Source organism: Streptomyces sp. NPDC045998 (assembly GCF_056430285.1).
This window is the reverse complement of record NZ_JBWKLJ010000001.1, coordinates 919,375-934,949: the sequence shown is the minus strand read 5'-3', so window position 1 is coordinate 934,949 and position 15,575 is coordinate 919,375. Positions and strand designations below refer to the sequence as shown.

Here is a 15,575-nt window from a genome sequence, read left to right as displayed (position 1 = left end):
ATGCAACTCTCATGACAGACGCACTCAAGCGCCTCTCCGACGAAGGCGTCGCGATCTGGCTGGACGACCTTTCGCGCAAGCGGATCACCTCCGGCAACCTGGCCGAGCTGATCGACCAGAGTCACGTCGTGGGCGTCACCACGAACCCCTCGATCTTCCAGAAGGCGATCTCCGAGGGCCACGGCTACGACCGGCAGCTGGAGGACCTCGCCGCCCGCGAGGTCACCGTCGAGGAAGCCATCCGCATGATCACGACGGCGGACGTCCGCGACGCCGCCGACATCCTGCGTCCGGTCTTCGACGCCACGCAGGGCCAGGACGGCCGGGTGTCGATCGAGGTCGACCCGCGCCTGGCGCACAACACCAAGGCGACGGTCGCCGAGGCCAAGCAGCTGGCGTGGCTGGTGGACCGGCCGAACACGCTCATCAAGATCCCGGCCACCCAGGCGGGCCTGCCGGCGATCACCGAGGTCATCGGCCTCGGCATCAGCGTCAACGTCACGCTGATCTTCTCGCTGGAGCGCTACCGCGCGGTCATGGACGCGTACCTGGCCGGTCTGGAGAAGGCCAAGGAGCGCGGCCTGGACCTGTCGAAGATCCACTCGGTGGCGTCCTTCTTCGTGTCCCGCGTGGACACCGAGATCGACAAGCGGCTGGACTCGATCGGCACCGACGAGGCCAAGGCGCTGCGCGGCAAGGCCGCCCTCGCCAACGCCCGCCTGGCGTACGAGGCGTACGAGGAGGTCTTCTCCTCGGACCGCTGGGCCGCGCTGGACAAGGCGCAGGCCAACAAGCAGCGTCCGCTGTGGGCCTCGACCGGCGTCAAGGACCCGGCGTACAAGGACACCCTGTACGTCGACGAGCTGGTCGCGCCGGGCACGGTGAACACCATGCCGGAGGCCACCCTGGAGGCCACCGCCGACCACGGCGAGATCACCGGCAACACCATCGCGGGCACCTACGAGCAGGCGCGCGCGGACCTCGCCGCCCTCGCGAAGCTCGGCATCGGCTACGACGACGTGGTGCAGCTGCTGGAGGACGAGGGCGTCGACAAGTTCGAGGCGTCCTGGAACGACCTGCTCAAGTCGACCGAGGCGGAGCTCAAGCGCCTCGCACCTTCGGAGGCGTAAGAACATTGTCCGTTCTTCACGGAGCCAACCCGCTTCGTGACGCCGCAGACCGACGGCTCCCGCGCATCGCGGGGCCGTCGGGTCTGGTGATCTTCGGTGTCACGGGCGATTTGTCCCGTAAAAAGCTGATGCCCGCGGTCTATGACCTCGCGAACCGGGGCCTGCTCCCGCCGGGCTTCTCGCTGATCGGGTTCGCCCGCCGCGAGTGGGCCGACGAGGACTTCGCGGACGAGGTGTACCAGGCCGTCAAGCAGCACGCGCGCACGCCGTTCCGCGAGGAGGTCTGGCAGCAGCTGAGCCAGGGCATGCGCTTCGTCCAGGGCAACTTCGACGACAACGAAGCCTTCGAGACCCTCAAGAAGACGATGGAGGAGCTGGACCAGGCGCAGGGCACCGGGGGCAACTTCGCCTTCTACCTGTCCGTGCCGCCCAAGTTCTTCCCCGTCGTCGTCCAGCAGCTGAAGAAGCACGGGCTGGCCGACCAGAAGGAGGGCTGCTGGCGGCGCGCGGTCATCGAGAAGCCCTTCGGCCACGACCTGTCCTCCGCCAAGGAGCTCAACTCCATCGTCCACGAGGTGTTCGCCCCGGAGCAGGTCTTCCGGATCGACCACTACCTGGGCAAGGAGACCGTCCAGAACATCCTGGCGCTGCGGTTCGCCAACACGCTCTTCGAGCCGATCTGGAACCGGTCGTACGTCGACCACGTGCAGATCACCATGGCCGAGGACATCGGCATCGGCGGCCGCGCCGGGTACTACGACGGCATCGGCGCCGCCCGTGACGTCATCCAGAACCACCTCCTCCAGCTGCTCGCGCTGACCGCGATGGAGGAGCCCGCCTCCTTCGACGCGGACGCGCTCGCCGCCGAGAAGACCAAGGTGCTGGGTGCGGTGCGGTTGCCGAAGGACCTCGGCAAGTCGACCGTGCGCGCGCAGTACGCCGCGGGGTGGCAGGGCGGCGCACAGGCCGTCGGCTACCTGGAGGAGGAGGGCATCGACCCCAACTCCAAGACCGACACGTACGCCGCGATCAAGCTGGGGATCGACAACCGCCGCTGGGCGGGCGTCCCCTTCTACCTGCGCACCGGAAAGCGGCTGGGCCGCCGGGTCACCGAGATCGCCGTCGTCTTCCAGCGCGCCCCGCACTCCCCCTTCGACCACACCGCGACGGAGGAGCTCGGGCAGAACGCCCTGGTCATCCGCGTCCAGCCGGACGAGGGCGTGACCATGCGGTTCGGCTCCAAGGTGCCGGGCACCTCGATGGAGGTGCGGGACGTCTCCATGGACTTCGCGTACGGCGAGTCCTTCACGGAGTCCAGCCCGGAGGCGTACGAGCGGCTCATCCTCGACGTCCTGCTCGGCGACGCCAACCTCTTCCCGCGCACGGAGGAGGTCGAGCTGTCCTGGCAGATCCTCGACCCGATCGAGCAGTACTGGGACAAGCACGGCAAGCCGGCGCAGTACCAGGCCGGTAGCTGGGGACCGGTCGAGGCGGACGAAATGCTCGCACGAGACGGACGGAGCTGGCGCCGGCCATGAAGATCGACCTCACGGACACCTCGTCTGGCAAGATCAACAAGGCCCTGGTGCAGGCGCGGCGGGCCATCGGCACGCCGGCCATCGGCATGGTCCTCACCCTGGTCATCGTCACGGACGAGGAGAACGCGTACGACGCGCTCAAGGCCGCCAACGAGGCGTCCCGCGAGCACCCCTCGCGCAAGCTCGTCGTCATCAAGCGGGTCTCGCGGTCGCCCCGGGACCGCGCGAAGGCGCGCCTGGACGCCGAGGTGCGGGTGGGTACCGCCGCCGGGACCGGCGAGACGGTGGTGCTGCGGCTGTACGGCGAGGTGATCAACCACGCCCAGTCGGTGGTGCTGCCGCTGCTGCTGCCGGACGCCCCGGTGGTGGTGTGGTGGCCGGTCGACGCGCCGACCGACCCCGCGAGCGACCCGCTGGGCGCCCTCGGGCAGCGGCGGGTCACCGACACCTACGCGGCCGAGCACCCCATCGAGGAGCTGAAGGCCCGCGCCGCCGCCTACACCCCGGGCGACACGGACCTGTCCTGGACGCGGATCACGCCGTGGCGTTCCATGCTGGCGGCGGCCCTGGACCAGATCGCGTGCGAGGTCACGTCGGCCGAGGTGGAGGGCGAGGAGTACAACCCGAGCGTCGAGCTGCTGGCCATGTGGCTGGCCGACCGGCTGAAGATCCCGGTGAAGCGGTCGGGTTCGCAGGGGCCGGGGCTCACCGCCGTCCGGCTGGCGACCGACTGCGGTCCGATCGTGCTGGACCGGGCGGACGGCTCGCTGGCCACCCTCTCCATCCAGGGGCAGCCGGACCGGGCGGTGGCGCTCAAGCGGCGTGAGACCTCCGAGCTGATCGCGGAGGAGCTGCGGCGCCTGGACCCGGACGACACGTACGCGTCGGCGCTGCGGTACGGCGTCGATCGGCTGGGGGCGCCGGCTGCCGCGGAGAAGCCCGCCGCGGCCAAGGCGGACGAGTCCGCCGCTCAGGAGTCCGCCGGTCAGGAGTCCGCTGCTCAGGAGCCGCCCAAGAAGGCGGCCCCGGAGAAGGCCGCGGGCGCGGCGAAGACGCCGGCCAAGAAGGCGGCCGCCAAGTGAGCGCTCCGCAGCTGGTGGTCCACCGGGACAAGGAGCTGATGGCGCAGGCCGCGGCGGCCCGGCTGATCACCAAGATCGTGGACGCCCAGTCCGCGCGGGGTTCCGCCTCGGTGGTCCTGACGGGCGGCCGCAACGGCAACGGGTTGCTCGCCGCGCTCGGCTCGTCCCCCGCCCGGGACGCGATCGACTGGTCGCGGCTCGACCTGTGGTGGGGTGACGAAAGGTTCCTGCGGGAGGGCGACCCGGACCGCAACGACACCCAGGCCCGCGCGGCCCTGCTGGACGCCGTCCCGCTGGACCCGGCGCGGGTGCACACCATGCCGGTGGCGGGCGGGGCGTACGGCTCGGACGCGGACGCGGCGGCCGCCGCCTACGCCGAGGAGCTGGCCGCGGCCGCCAGGCCCGACGACCACGGCCCGGTACCGGCCTTCGACGTGCTGCTGCTGGGCGTGGGTCCGGACACCCATGTCGCCTCGCTCTTCCCGGAGCACCCGGCGACGCGCGAGACCGAGCGCACGGTGGTGGGCGTCCACGGCGCGCCCAAGCCGCCGCCGACCCGCATCTCGCTGACCTTCCCGGCGATCCGGGCGGCGCGCGAGGTGTGGCTGCTGGCGGCGGGCGAGGACAAGGCGAAGGCCGCGGCCATCTCCCTGTCGGGCACGGGCGAGCTCCAGGCCCCGGCCGCCGGGGCGTACGGCCGCTCCCGCACCCTGTGGCTCCTGGACGCCGCGGCGGCCTCCCGCCTGCCGCGCGCGCTGTACCCGCCGGCATCGCCCTGAGCCCGCGGGACGGACGGACAGACCGTAACGGCCCGGTTCACCGCGAGGTGGACCGGGCCGTTCGTCATGTATGTGCTTCGAGGAAGGGCTCCAGCAGCTCCGGCACCGCCTCCGCCGCGAAGCGCAGGCCCTCCGTCTCGTCGGCGTCGTGGACGGCGTACGCGCCGGTGCCCGCCGCCGTCGTGGCGGTCAGGGTGATCAGGCCCGCGCGGCGCTGGGCGTACGACTGCCTGACCGTCCAGCCGATGACGCCGCCGCGCTGGAGGGCGACCGTCGCGCGGCGGAGGGTGCCGGAGCGGGTCAGGAGGTAGTCGCCGCCGAGGCCGTGGCCCAGGCTCCGGTACGCGTCGAGGGCGAGGACCGTCGCGAGCGGCAGGAGCACCACGGCGCAGGCGGCCGCCGCGTAGAGGAGTACGCCGGTGAGGAGGGCCCCGAGCACCGCCAGGACCAGTACGGGGAGGAGCGCGGCGCCGAGGGCCCAGCGCAGGCGGCGGGTGCGCGCCGCGCGCGGGTGGGCGGTGAGCGGCGTACCGGTGGGGGCGGCGGGTGCGCGCAGCACCCGGGCGGCGACCGCGTCCGCGACGGCTCGGGGTGCGGCCGGCAGCAGCGCCCGCAGATCGGCGTGCTTGTCCTCCTGGTCCTTCACCAGGCCGGTGGCGACCGCGTCGAGCCGGGCGGCGCCGCACAGGCGCGCGCCGAGCGGTTCGACGAGTTCCACGCCGCGCAGCCGCCGCTCCTCGATGGAGACGGAACGCGCGGTGAGCAGGCCGCGCCGGACCCTGAGCGTGCCGCCCGGCTCGCGCTCCAGCCGGTAGTTCCAGCACATCTCGACCCACAGGCCGAGCGCGCCGACCGCGCCCGCGAGGGTGGCCGCCGCGGTGAGCACGACGACGATCCACAGGGGGGACGTGTCGTGGAAGCGGTCGCCTATCCAGGTGATGACCTCGCGCCGGGCGCCGAACCAGTCGCTGACCTGCATCACGGCACCGGCCGCCGCGCCGCCGAGCGCCGGGGCGACGAACGACACCGGCGCGTACCGGATCCAGGCGGGGTCGAGGGCGGCCAGTTCGCCGTCGGCCCGGCCGTCCTGAGGGCCGGTCAGGGTGCGGTCGAGGAGTTCCCGGCGCAGCCGCTCCCCCTCGGCCCGGGTGACGGCGTCGAGCTCCAGGGTGGATTCGCCGCCGCCGGTGTGCTCACCGGTGCCTATGCGGACTTTGACCAGCCCGAGGACGCGCAGCAGCGGATGGGCCGTCAGGTCGACGCTGCGGATGCGCTCCCTGGCCAGGGAGCGGCGCTTGACCAGCAGCAGCCCGGTGTGGAGCTCGGCGTGGTCGGGCCCGACGCGGTAGCGGGTCTTGCGCCAGCGGACGTAGTCGGCGGCGGCCGCGCCGGCGACGAGCAGCGCCGCACCGGCCACCACGAGGGCGAACGCCTGCCACCCGGCCATGGCGCCGGCGAGGCCCAGGAAGGCGGGGACCCCGCCGCCGGCCGAGACGCCGGCCATGAGGAGGGCGGTGGCGAGGACGGTCCGCTTGTCCAGCCGCCGCCAGCCGCCGTCCGCAGGATCCGGCGCGGCGCTCATGTCGCGTCCCCGGGGGTGGCCCGGGTGATGAGGGTCAGCCGCTGGGCGAGGTCCGCGGCCAGTTCGTGGTCGAGCCCCTCGATGCGCAGGGCGCCCTTGGCGGAGGCGGTGGTGACGGTCACCGTGGCCAGCCGGAACGCCTGCTCCAGCGGACCGCGCACGGTGTCCACGGTCTGGATCCGGGACATCGGCGCGATCCGCCACTCCTGCCACAGGTAGCCGGTACGGACGTAGACGGCGTCGTCCGTGACCTCCCAGCGGTGGACCGTGAACCACCAGCGGGGGAGGAACGCGGTGGAGACGAGCCCCAGCACGGCCCCGGCCGCGGCGGCCGCGAACAGCCAGGACCGCGCGGGCCCGATGAAACCGCCGAGCACGAGCAGCACCGTGACCGGCACCGCCGTCAGCAGCAGCAGCTGCGCCCGCCACCAGCCGATGGCCCGCTCGTTCAGCGTGTGGGCCGGCGGCCGCAGCCGCACCGCGTTCTCCCCCGTCATCGGATGTGGCCCTTCTACGCCGTACGGCCCCGGAGCGCGCGGTACCGGTCGGCCAGCGCGGCGGTCGAGCCGTCCAGGCCCTCGCCGCCCTCGCCCCCGGTGAGCACCGGCTCGATCTTCTTGGCGAGCACCTTGCCGAGCTCGACGCCCCACTGGTCGAAGGAGTCGATGTTCCAGACGGCGCCCTGGACGAAGACCTTGTGCTCGTACAGCGCGATGAGCTGGCCCAGCACCGACGGGGTCAGTTCGTCGGCGAGGATCGTGGTCGTGGGGTGGTTGCCGCGGAAGGTCTTGTGCGGCACCAGTTCCTCCGGGACGCCCTCGGCGCGGACCTCCTCGGGCGTCTTGCCGAAGGCGAGGGCCTGCGTCTGGGCGAAGAAGTTGGCCATGAGCAGGTCGTGCTGGGCGACCAGGCCGGGCCGCAGGTCGGGGACCGGCCGGGCGAAGCCGATGAAGTCGGCGGGGATGACCTTGGTGCCCTGGTGGATCAACTGGTAGTAGGCGTGCTGCCCGTTGGTGCCGGGGGTGCCCCAGACGACCGGGCCGGTCTGCCAGTCGACCGGGTTGCCCTCGCGGTCGACGGACTTGCCGTTGGACTCCATGTCGAGCTGCTGGAGGTACGCCGTGAACTTCGACAGGTAGTGGCTGTAGGGCAGGACGGCGTGCGACTGGGCGTCGAAGAACGCCCCGTACCAGACGCCCAGCAGGCCCAGCAGCAGCGGCGCGTTCTCCTCCGCCGGAGCGGTGCGGAAGTGCTCGTCGACGAGGTGGAAGCCGTCGAGCATCTCACGGAAGCGGTCCGGGCCGATGGCGATCATCAGGGAGAGGCCGATGGCGGAGTCGTACGAGTACCGGCCGCCGACCCAGTCCCAGAACTCGAACATGTTCGCCGTGTCGATGCCGAACTCCTCGACCTTCCCGGCGTTGGTCGACAGGGCGACGAAGTGCTGGGCGACGGCCTCCTGACCGGCCCTCAGCTCGGTGAGCAGCCAGTCGCGGGCGGAGGTGGCGTTGGTGATGGTCTCGATGGTGGTGAAGGTCTTGGACGCGATGATGAAGAGCGTCTCGGCGGCGTCCAGGTCGCGGATCGCCTCGTACAGGTCGGCGCCGTCGACGTTCGACACGAAACGGAACGTCAGGTCCCGCTGGGTGTAGGAGCGCAGCGCCTCGTACGCCATCGCCGGGCCGAGGTCGGAGCCGCCGATACCGATGTTGACGATGTTCCTGATGGGCTTTCCGGTGTGGCCCGTCCACGCGCCGGAGCGGACGCGCTCCGAGAACGTCGCCATCTTGTCGAGCACGGCGTGGACACCGGCGACAACGTTCTCCCCGTCGACCTCGATCACGGCGTCGCGCGGGGCGCGCAGCGCGGTGTGCAGCACGGCCCGGTTCTCCGTGGTGTTGATCTTCTCGCCGCGGAACATGGCGTCCCGCAGCTCGGCCACCCCGGTCGCCGCGGCCAGCTCGCGCAGCAGCCTCAGCGTCTCGTCGGTCACCAACTGCTTGGAGTAGTCGAGATACAGGTCGCCCACCCGCAGGGTGTACCGGCTGCCGCGCTCCGGGTCGGTGGCGAACAGCTCGCGCAGATGCGTCTGTCCCAGCTGCTCCCGGTGCTTGCCCAGAGCCGTCCACTCGGGCAACCGGTTGAGCCTGGTGCGTCCTTCTGCGTTCATCTCGGACATCAGCCCACTTCTTCTCGTACGTGCCTGCTTGCCCCGCTGCACCTCCAACCTAATTGATCCCGGACACCGGTGAGGCGATGAGCACGACGATAGGGGGCACCACTGACAACGGGCCCCGCCGGTGATGTCCACCGGCGGAGCCCGTCGTCCTGTATGCGCGTGTATGTCAGATCTCGCCCCGCAGTTTGGCCAGCGCCTCGGCCAGGATCGCCTCGCCGTCCGCGTCGCTGCGCCGCTCGCGTACGTACGCGAGGTGCGTCTTGTACGGCTCGGTGCGCGGTGGGTCCGGCGGGTTGTCCCGGTCCTGGCCGGCCGGGAACCCGCACCGCGGGCAGTCCCAGGTGTCGGGAACCTGCGCGTCGCTGGCGAAGCTCGGCTGGGTCTCGTGCCCGTTCGAGCACCAGAAGGAGATCCGGAGACGCGGCGCGGATTCGCCTCGCTCGGCCTCCCCCATCGGCCCCGCCCCGACCCGGCTTCCCCGGATCGCGTTGCCACTTGCCACGGTCGTAACTCCCTGCGTGATGGTGCTCGAAGATGCCCCAGTCTACGTAAGGCCCAACGCGCGTCCAGTGGTGGGAGTTACACCCGGCCACGGGACACGGAACCGATGGCTCAGCCGTCCAGCTTCACCAGCAGCGCGAGGACGACGATGCACGCGAACCACATCAGACCGACCACCACGGTGATGCGGTCCAGGTTGCGCTCGGCGACCGACGAACCGCCGACGGACGACTGCATACCGCCGCCGAACATGTCGGAGAGGCCGCCGCCCTTCCCCTTGTGCATCAGCACCAGCAGCATCAGCAGCAGGCTGAAGACGATCAGGGCGATCGAGAACCCCATAACCACGGCTGGACCCTACTTCCTGGCAATTCTCGGACTACACCGACAAACGGACTTCTACGCACTGCGGGGGCACGGTGCCCGGAATCCGGGCCCCGGCCCCCGCAAGGGTACGACGGATCCGCCCTACCGCATACTCACTGGTCGCGGAAGCGCACGATCTTGACGAACTCGTCGGCGTCCAGCGCCGCGCCGCCCACCAGGGCGCCGTCCACGTCCGCCTGCGCCATGATCGCGGCGACGTTCGACGCCTTCACCGAGCCGCCGTACTGGATGCGGACCTTGTCGGCCAGCTCCTGCGTGTACAGCTCGGCCAGGCGCCCGCGGATCGCGCCGCAGACCTCCTGCGCGTCCTCGGGGGTGGCGACCTCGCCGGTGCCGATGGCCCACACCGGCTCGTACGCGATCACGATGGTCTCGGCCTGCTCGGCCGGGATGTCCTTCAGGCCGCCGTCGAGCTGCGCGAGCGTGTAGGAGACCTGGTCACCGGCCTTGCGGACGTCCAGGCCCTCGCCGACGCAGAGGATCGGGGTCAGGCCGTGCTTGAAGGCGGCCTTCACCTTGGCGTTGCAGATCTCGTCCGTCTCGGCGTGGTACTGGCGGCGCTCGGAGTGGCCGACGGCCACGTACGAGCACTTCAGCTTGGCCAGCATCGCGCCCGAGATCTCGCCGGTGTACGCACCGGACTCGTGCGCCGAGAGGTCCTGGGCGCCGTACTTGATCTTGAGCTTGTCGCCCTCGACGAGCGTCTGGACGGAGCGCAGGTCGGTGAAGGGCGCCAGGACCGCGACCTCGACGGCGTCGTAGTCCTTGTCGGTCAGCGCGAAGGCGAGCTTCTGGACGTGGGCGATGGCCTCCAGATGGTTGAGGTTCATCTTCCAGTTGCCCGCCATCAGCGGGGTGCGGGTGTTGCTCATGTGGGGGTCAGTCCTCCAGTGCGGCGAGGCCGGGAAGCGTCTTGCCCTCGAGGTACTCGAGGCTCGCGCCGCCGCCGGTCGAGATGTGGCCGAAAGCGTTCTCGTCGAAGCCCAGGGTCCGGACGGCCGCGGCGGAGTCGCCACCGCCGACGACCGAGAAGGCCGGGGAGTCGACGAGCGCCTGGGCGACGGCCTTGGTGCCCTCGGCGTAGTCGGGGTGCTCGAAGACGCCCATGGGGCCGTTCCAGAAGACGGTGGCCGCGTCGGCGAGCTTCGATGCGTACAGCGTGCGGGTCTCCGGACCGATGTCCAGGCCCTCCTGGTCCGCCGGGATGGCGGTGGTGGAGACCGTGGTCGGGTTCGCCGGGGCCTTGGTCTTCAGGTCCGGGAACTCGGCGGAGACCAGCACGTCGACGGGGAGCACGAACTCCACGCCCTTCTTCTCGGCGCGCGCCAGGTACTCCAGGCACGCCGGGATCTGGTCCTCCTGGAGCAGCGAGATCCCGACCTCGTGGCCCTTGGCCTTGAGGAAGGTGTACGCCATGCCGCCGCCGATCAGGATGCGGTCGGCCTTCTCCAGCAGCTGGTCGATGACGCCCAGCTTGTCGGAGACCTTGGCGCCGCCGAGGACGACGACGTACGGCCGCCGGACGTCCTCGGTGAGCTTCTTCAGGACGCCGACCTCGGTGGCGATGAGGTAACCGGCGTAGCTCGGGAGCAGCTTCGGCAGGTCGTAGACGGAGGCGTGCTTGCGGTGCACCGCGCCGAAACCGTCGCCGACGTACACGTCCGCGAGGGCGGCGAGGCGGGCGGCGAACTCGGCGCGCTCGGCGTCGTCCTTGGAGGTCTCACCGGCGTTGAAGCGGAGGTTCTCCAGGACGGCGACCTGGCCGGCCTCCAGGCCGGAGACCGCGGAGTGGGCCTCGGAGCCGATCGTGTCGCCGGCGAAGGCCACCGGGCGGCCGAGCAGCTCGCCGAGGCGCGAGGCGGCGAACCGCAGCGTGAAGGCCGGGTCCGGGGCACCCTTGGGGCGGCCGAGGTGGGAGGCCACGACGACCTTGGCACCGGCCTCGGTCAGCGCCTTGACGGTCGGCAGGACGGCGCGGATGCGGCCGTCGTCGGTGATGGTGGTGCCGTCCAGCGGCACGTTGAGGTCGGCGCGGACGAATACCCGCTTGCCGTCCACTCCTTGGCGGAGAAGTTCGTCGATCGTCTTCATCTGTGCTGTTACTCCGTACTCCTTGGAAGTTCGACGCAAGCGACAGGGCCCGTACAGCGCGCCGTCGCGCTGCCCGAGCCCTGTGCTCACATCGTGATGCCTGCCCTGGTGGACCTAGACTCTCAGAGCTGGCCGCCGACGAAGACGGTGAGGTCGACGAGTCGGTTGGAGTAGCCCCACTCGTTGTCGTACCAGCCGACGACCTTGACCTGCTTGCCCTGGACCATCGTCAGCTGCGAGTCGAAGGTGCAGGACGCCGGCCAGTTGACGATGTCCGAGGAGACGATCGGGTCCTCGGTGTACTCCAGGATGCCCTTGAGCTGCCCCTCGGCGGCCTTCTGGAAGGCGGTGTTGATCTCGTCCTTGGTGACCTCGCGGTCGAGCTCGATGACGAGGTCGGTGACCGAGCCGGTCGGGACCGGGACGCGCATGGCGATGCCGTCGAGCTTGCCCTTGAGCTGCGGGAGGACCAGCGCGGTGGCCTTGGCGGCGCCCGTGGAGGTCGGGATGATGTTCTCCGCGGCGGCGCGGGCCCGGCGCAGGTCCTTGTGCGGGAAGTCCAGGATGCGCTGGTCGTTGGTGTACGCGTGGACGGTCGTCATCATGCCCTTGACGATGCCGAAGTTCTCGTCGAGCACCTTGGCCATCGGCGCCACGCAGTTGGTGGTGCAGGAGGCGTTGGAGATGACGTGGTGGTTGGCCGCGTCGTACTTGTCCTGGTTGACACCCATGACGATGGTGATGTCCTCGTCGCTGGCCGGAGCCGAGATGAGGACCTTCTTCGCGCCGCCGGCGATGTGCTTCGCGGCGTCGGCCTTCTTCGTGAAGATGCCGGTCGACTCGATGACGATGTCGACGCCCAGCTCGCCCCACGGGATGTCGGCGGGGTTGCGCTCGGACAGCACCTTGATCGTGTGGCCGTCGACGGTGATGGTGTCGGCGGTGTGGCTGACCTCGGCCTTGAGACGACCCAGAATGGTGTCGTACTTCAGCAGGTGAGCGGTGGTCGCGGTGTCACCCAGGTCGTTGACAGCCACGATCTCGATGTCTGCACCCTGCTCCAGCAGCGCGCGGAAGTAGTTACGACCGATGCGGCCAAAGCCGTTGATGCCTACGCGGATCGTCACGAACCGATCTCCTCGTTAGGTACGCCGGGTTTCGACGCCGGCGAGTTTTATTTGGGATGTCCCCGACCGATTACGACCCTACCCCGCCTAGGGCGCCCTAGTGACATCCTGCGCATCCGTACGGCCCCGGGTCCCCTACCTACCGGCGGGTACGGGATCCGGGGCCTTTCCGGGGGCTCCCGGCGGCTACGCAGGGTCAGCGGCGGAGTGCGGTGAGCGCCTTTCCGAGCAGGTCCCTGCGCTCGGCCGGGGTGGCCACGTGTTCCAGGCCGAAGCCGAGGAGCACGGTGTCGCGGGTGGTGACGGCCGCCCGGGAGTGGAACAGCGCGGGCGAGCGCGCCCAGTCGGCGCCGTTGCCCGGGCTGCCGGCCGGCGGGCCGGCGACGGTCCAGGCGCCCAGCGAGGTCTCGAAGCCCTCGCCGTCCTGCCGGGCGGAGCCGACGAGGAGCTCGGTGTCGTCGACGAAGACGCCCATCCCGCCGGTGCCGGGGTCGGTGACGTAGGAGAGGGAGAGCTCGACCTTCTTGCCCGCGTACGCGCTCAGGTCGACGGCGGCCTGGCGCCAGCCGTTGGAGGAGCCGGTGAAGGCGTGCCAGGCGCCGGTGGTGCCGGTGGCGGTGCAGCCGTCGGCTCCGACGGTGAGGTAGCGCGCGAGGAAGGGGTGGCCGGCGACGTAGAAGCCCTCGCCGCAGTCGGTCGGGACGGTGGTGGAGGTGTTGCCGTTGGCGTCGGGCAGGGTGGTCCAGTCGTCCGCCCCGGCGGTGTGGGCCTCGACGACGACGTTGTCGTAGCCGGGCTCGGTGTCGTGGCTGAGGGCGAAGCGGAGGGTGGGCTTCGACGCGGCGTCGACACCGGTGAGGTCGATGGTGCGGGTGAGCCGCGCCCAGGTGTCGTCGGCGTGCCGGACGGCCGCGAAGGAGGTGCCCTCGGACGGTTCGAAGGGGGTGCGCAGGCCGGGGTAGTCGCCGGCGGCGGCGCTGCGGAACTGCGGGAACCGGCCCGGCGGAAGGGTGTCCGAGGTGACGGTGTAGGCGCCGGCGTGGTCGAGGGGGTTGCCCGCGACCGGGCCGAGCGCCGCCTTCGTACCGGCGAAGGGGCCGGTGCCGGCGAAGCGCGTCGGGTCCTTCAGCCCGGCGCGGTGGTACGCGCCGAGGTAGTACTGCGCGAAGTCGTCGGAGTCGGCGCGGCCGATGTCGACCAGGCCGCCCGCCTGCTCGCCGGCGTTGACGAGCTTGCCGCCCTCGTTCAGGTAGTCGCGCACGGCGAGCATGGTGGGTCCGGAGGGCGCGTTCGCGCCGGTGTACCAGACGACCGTCCCGAAGTGGCCCAGCACGCCGAGCGGGTGCGGGGTGCCCTGGACGGCGACGTCCCAGACGGCGGCGCGGCGGCCGCTGTCCCGTACGGCCCGGGTGTACGCGGCCGCGTGCTGCGCGGGCGCGCCGGTGCCGCCCTCGTCGGCGAGGACCAGCACGTCACCGCGCGGGCGGGCGGCGATGGTGTACGTGAAGGGGGTCGAGGAGACGCGCTCGCCGTCACGGGTGCGGCCGGTGAACCAGACCTCGACCGTGTCGCCCGGTTCGCCGTCCTGGACCTCGGCGCGGTACTCGTCGTAGTAGAGGTTGTCCTCGCCGCCGTACGTCTCGCCGCCCTCCCAGGCTTCGAGGCGCTGGTCGTGCGTGCGGCCGCCGTTGACGCGGTACCTCAGCTCCTTGTCGCGCAGGGACTTCCGGGCGGTGACGGAGACCTCCTGGTCGGCGCCGTCGTACGCGTACGAGGTGGTGAAGGTGTCGGGGACGAAGGGGGGCGCGTCGGCGCCGGTCGGGGAGACGGGGTCGTCGGGGCGGGCGGCGGATTCGGCGACGGCGAGCGCGAACGGGATGTTCTTGGCGAACTCCTGCTGGATCAGCTTCTCGTCGTCGGGGAAGGTGAAGACGGAGGCGCAGTCGGCCGGTTCCCAGGCGTCGTTCGGGTCGACGCGGGAGGCGGTGGCGCAGGTCGACATCTCCGGGGTGAACATCTGCATGCCGTTGACGTTGGCCGCGTGGCCGTCGGCCTCGCCGTTGGTGGTGTAGAGCTCGGAGGAGACCTGCGGGCGGTAGCCGGGGATCGCGGGCTGGGCGGGGGTGCCGGCCAGCGCCTTGAGGGGGACGTCGTCGGGGGTGTCGGTGGCGACCTGCCAGCCGACGCCGTAGAGGATCAGCTGGGCGGCGGAGTGGTAGTTGATGCCGTACTGGAAGCCGATCCGCTTCTGGAAGGCGTCGAGCGCCTTCGTCTCGGGCTCCGACATGGGGCCGGGGCCGCGGTAGGTCTCGTCGGCGGGGTCGGGGGACGAGCCCTCGTCGTCGTATCCCCACTTGTAGGAGAAGTTGCGGTTGAGGTCGACGCCGTCGCCGGGGGTGATGCGGCCGTCGCCGTTGTTGTCGCGCAGGTTCTTGCGCCACTGGCGGTTGGCGGGGTCGGCGTGCGTGAAGTCGTAGCCGTCGGGGTTGGCGGAGAGGACGAACCACAGCTCGGTGGTGTCGACGATCCGCGTGATGCGGGGGTCCTTGCCGTATCCGGCGAGGTAGTGGTGGAGCAGCCGCCGGTTCATCTCGGGGGTGATCCACTCGCGGGCGTGCTGGTTGGAGAGGTAGAGGGTGGCGGGCTTGGAGCCGTCCTTGGACTTCTGGGCGGCCTTGGTGAGCTTGAGGGCGAGGATGTCCTGGCCTTTGACGGTCTTGCCGAGGGAGACGACCTTGGTGAGGGCGGGGTGGGCGCGGGCGGTCGCGAGGATCTCCGCCTTGAGCCCGTTCTCGCCGCCGTACGGGCGGAACACGCCGTCCCCGGCGGCCGCGAGGCGCTTCTCGGCGGCGTCGGGGACGGTGTGCTCGGTGAGGTCGACGCCCTTGTCGCGCAGGCTCTTCGCCTGGGGCCCGGTGAGGTACAACTCGATGGTGGCGGCGCCCTTCTCGGGGATGCGCTCGCTCAGCTCATGGCCGTCGGCACCGGCTTCGAGGAGGAGCTGCACCTGGTCCTTGCCGACCTTGGCGTGCCAGACGGACAGGCGGTCGCCGTCCGTGCCGTCCTTCTGTTCCGCACCGGCGACGGGTCCCGCCGCCAGCCCGGCGATCAGCAGTGAAGCCGCGGCGAGGATCGCTCTCGCTCTGCGTCTCATGAGCCCCCCTTGCTGTTGTCTGCCA

General features: G+C 71.0%; 13 protein-coding genes. 4 read left to right on the top strand and 9 right to left on the bottom strand.

What is annotated here, in order from left to right:
• Positions 1 to 11 precede the first annotated feature (11 nt).
• Genes tal through pgl form a run of 4 tightly spaced genes read left to right on the top strand, consistent with a single transcriptional unit; the run spans position 12 to position 4,529 of the window.
• Entirely contained in the window at positions 12 to 1,130 is a 1,119-nt protein-coding gene (tal, locus tag AC07FJ_RS04145) for a transaldolase (protein ID WP_361414828.1), read from the top strand.
• Between the two features lie 5 nt (positions 1,131 to 1,135).
• Positions 1,136 to 2,668 (top strand): glucose-6-phosphate dehydrogenase, encoded by a 1,533-nt coding sequence (gene zwf / locus AC07FJ_RS04140; protein WP_479044970.1) that lies wholly within the window; start codon positions 1,136 to 1,138, stop codon positions 2,666 to 2,668.
• On the top strand, positions 2,665 to 3,750 hold the full coding sequence (opcA, locus tag AC07FJ_RS04135; protein ID WP_479044968.1) for a glucose-6-phosphate dehydrogenase assembly protein OpcA: 1,086 nt from the start codon (positions 2,665 to 2,667) through the stop codon (positions 3,748 to 3,750). The genes zwf and opcA overlap by 4 nt, the downstream gene beginning before the upstream one ends.
• Positions 3,747 to 4,529 (top strand): 6-phosphogluconolactonase, encoded by a 783-nt coding sequence (pgl, locus tag AC07FJ_RS04130; protein WP_479044966.1) that lies wholly within the window; start codon positions 3,747 to 3,749, stop codon positions 4,527 to 4,529. Before opcA ends, pgl begins: the two co-directional genes overlap by 4 nt.
• Positions 4,530 to 4,593: 64 nt before the next feature.
• Here pgl and AC07FJ_RS04125 read toward each other — a convergent pair whose 3' ends face one another.
• The 9 genes from AC07FJ_RS04125 to AC07FJ_RS04085 form a co-directional block, all read right to left on the bottom strand.
• Complete coding sequence (locus AC07FJ_RS04125; RefSeq protein ID WP_479044964.1) at positions 4,594 to 6,111, bottom strand: PH domain-containing protein; 1,518 nt, start codon at positions 6,109 to 6,111, stop codon at positions 4,594 to 4,596.
• Positions 6,108 to 6,608 (bottom strand): PH domain-containing protein, encoded by a 501-nt coding sequence (locus AC07FJ_RS04120; RefSeq protein WP_479044962.1) that lies wholly within the window; start codon positions 6,606 to 6,608, stop codon positions 6,108 to 6,110. Before AC07FJ_RS04120 ends, AC07FJ_RS04125 begins: the two co-directional genes overlap by 4 nt.
• Before the next feature lie 14 nt (positions 6,609 to 6,622).
• Positions 6,623 to 8,281 carry a glucose-6-phosphate isomerase gene (gene pgi / locus AC07FJ_RS04115; RefSeq protein WP_479045305.1) on the bottom strand — a complete coding sequence of 553 codons (1,659 nt, stop codon included), beginning with the start codon at positions 8,279 to 8,281 and terminating at the stop codon, positions 6,623 to 6,625.
• Between the two features lie 175 nt (positions 8,282 to 8,456).
• Positions 8,457 to 8,792, bottom strand: a complete 336-nt coding sequence (locus AC07FJ_RS04110; RefSeq protein ID WP_003957010.1) for an RNA polymerase-binding protein RbpA — start codon at positions 8,790 to 8,792, stop codon at positions 8,457 to 8,459.
• Positions 8,793 to 8,902: 110 nt separating this feature from the next.
• Positions 8,903 to 9,133 (bottom strand): preprotein translocase subunit SecG, encoded by a 231-nt coding sequence (secG, locus tag AC07FJ_RS04105; protein ID WP_361415205.1) that lies wholly within the window; start codon positions 9,131 to 9,133, stop codon positions 8,903 to 8,905.
• A 137-nt stretch (positions 9,134 to 9,270) separates the two neighbouring features.
• Positions 9,271 to 10,050: a triose-phosphate isomerase gene (gene tpiA / locus AC07FJ_RS04100; RefSeq protein WP_479044960.1), complete on the bottom strand. Its 780-nt coding sequence runs from the start codon at positions 10,048 to 10,050 to the stop codon at positions 9,271 to 9,273.
• 7 nt (positions 10,051 to 10,057) lie between these two features.
• Complete coding sequence (locus AC07FJ_RS04095; protein ID WP_479044958.1) at positions 10,058 to 11,269, bottom strand: phosphoglycerate kinase; 1,212 nt, start codon at positions 11,267 to 11,269, stop codon at positions 10,058 to 10,060.
• 122 nt (positions 11,270 to 11,391) lie between these two features.
• Positions 11,392 to 12,396: a type I glyceraldehyde-3-phosphate dehydrogenase gene (gap, locus tag AC07FJ_RS04090; RefSeq protein ID WP_479044956.1), complete on the bottom strand. Its 1,005-nt coding sequence runs from the start codon at positions 12,394 to 12,396 to the stop codon at positions 11,392 to 11,394.
• A 196-nt stretch (positions 12,397 to 12,592) separates the two neighbouring features.
• Positions 12,593 to 15,550, bottom strand: coding sequence for a M14 family metallopeptidase (locus AC07FJ_RS04085; protein ID WP_479044953.1), 2,958 nt, complete (start codon positions 15,548 to 15,550; stop codon positions 12,593 to 12,595).
• Between the last annotated feature and the right edge of the window lie 25 nt (positions 15,551 to 15,575).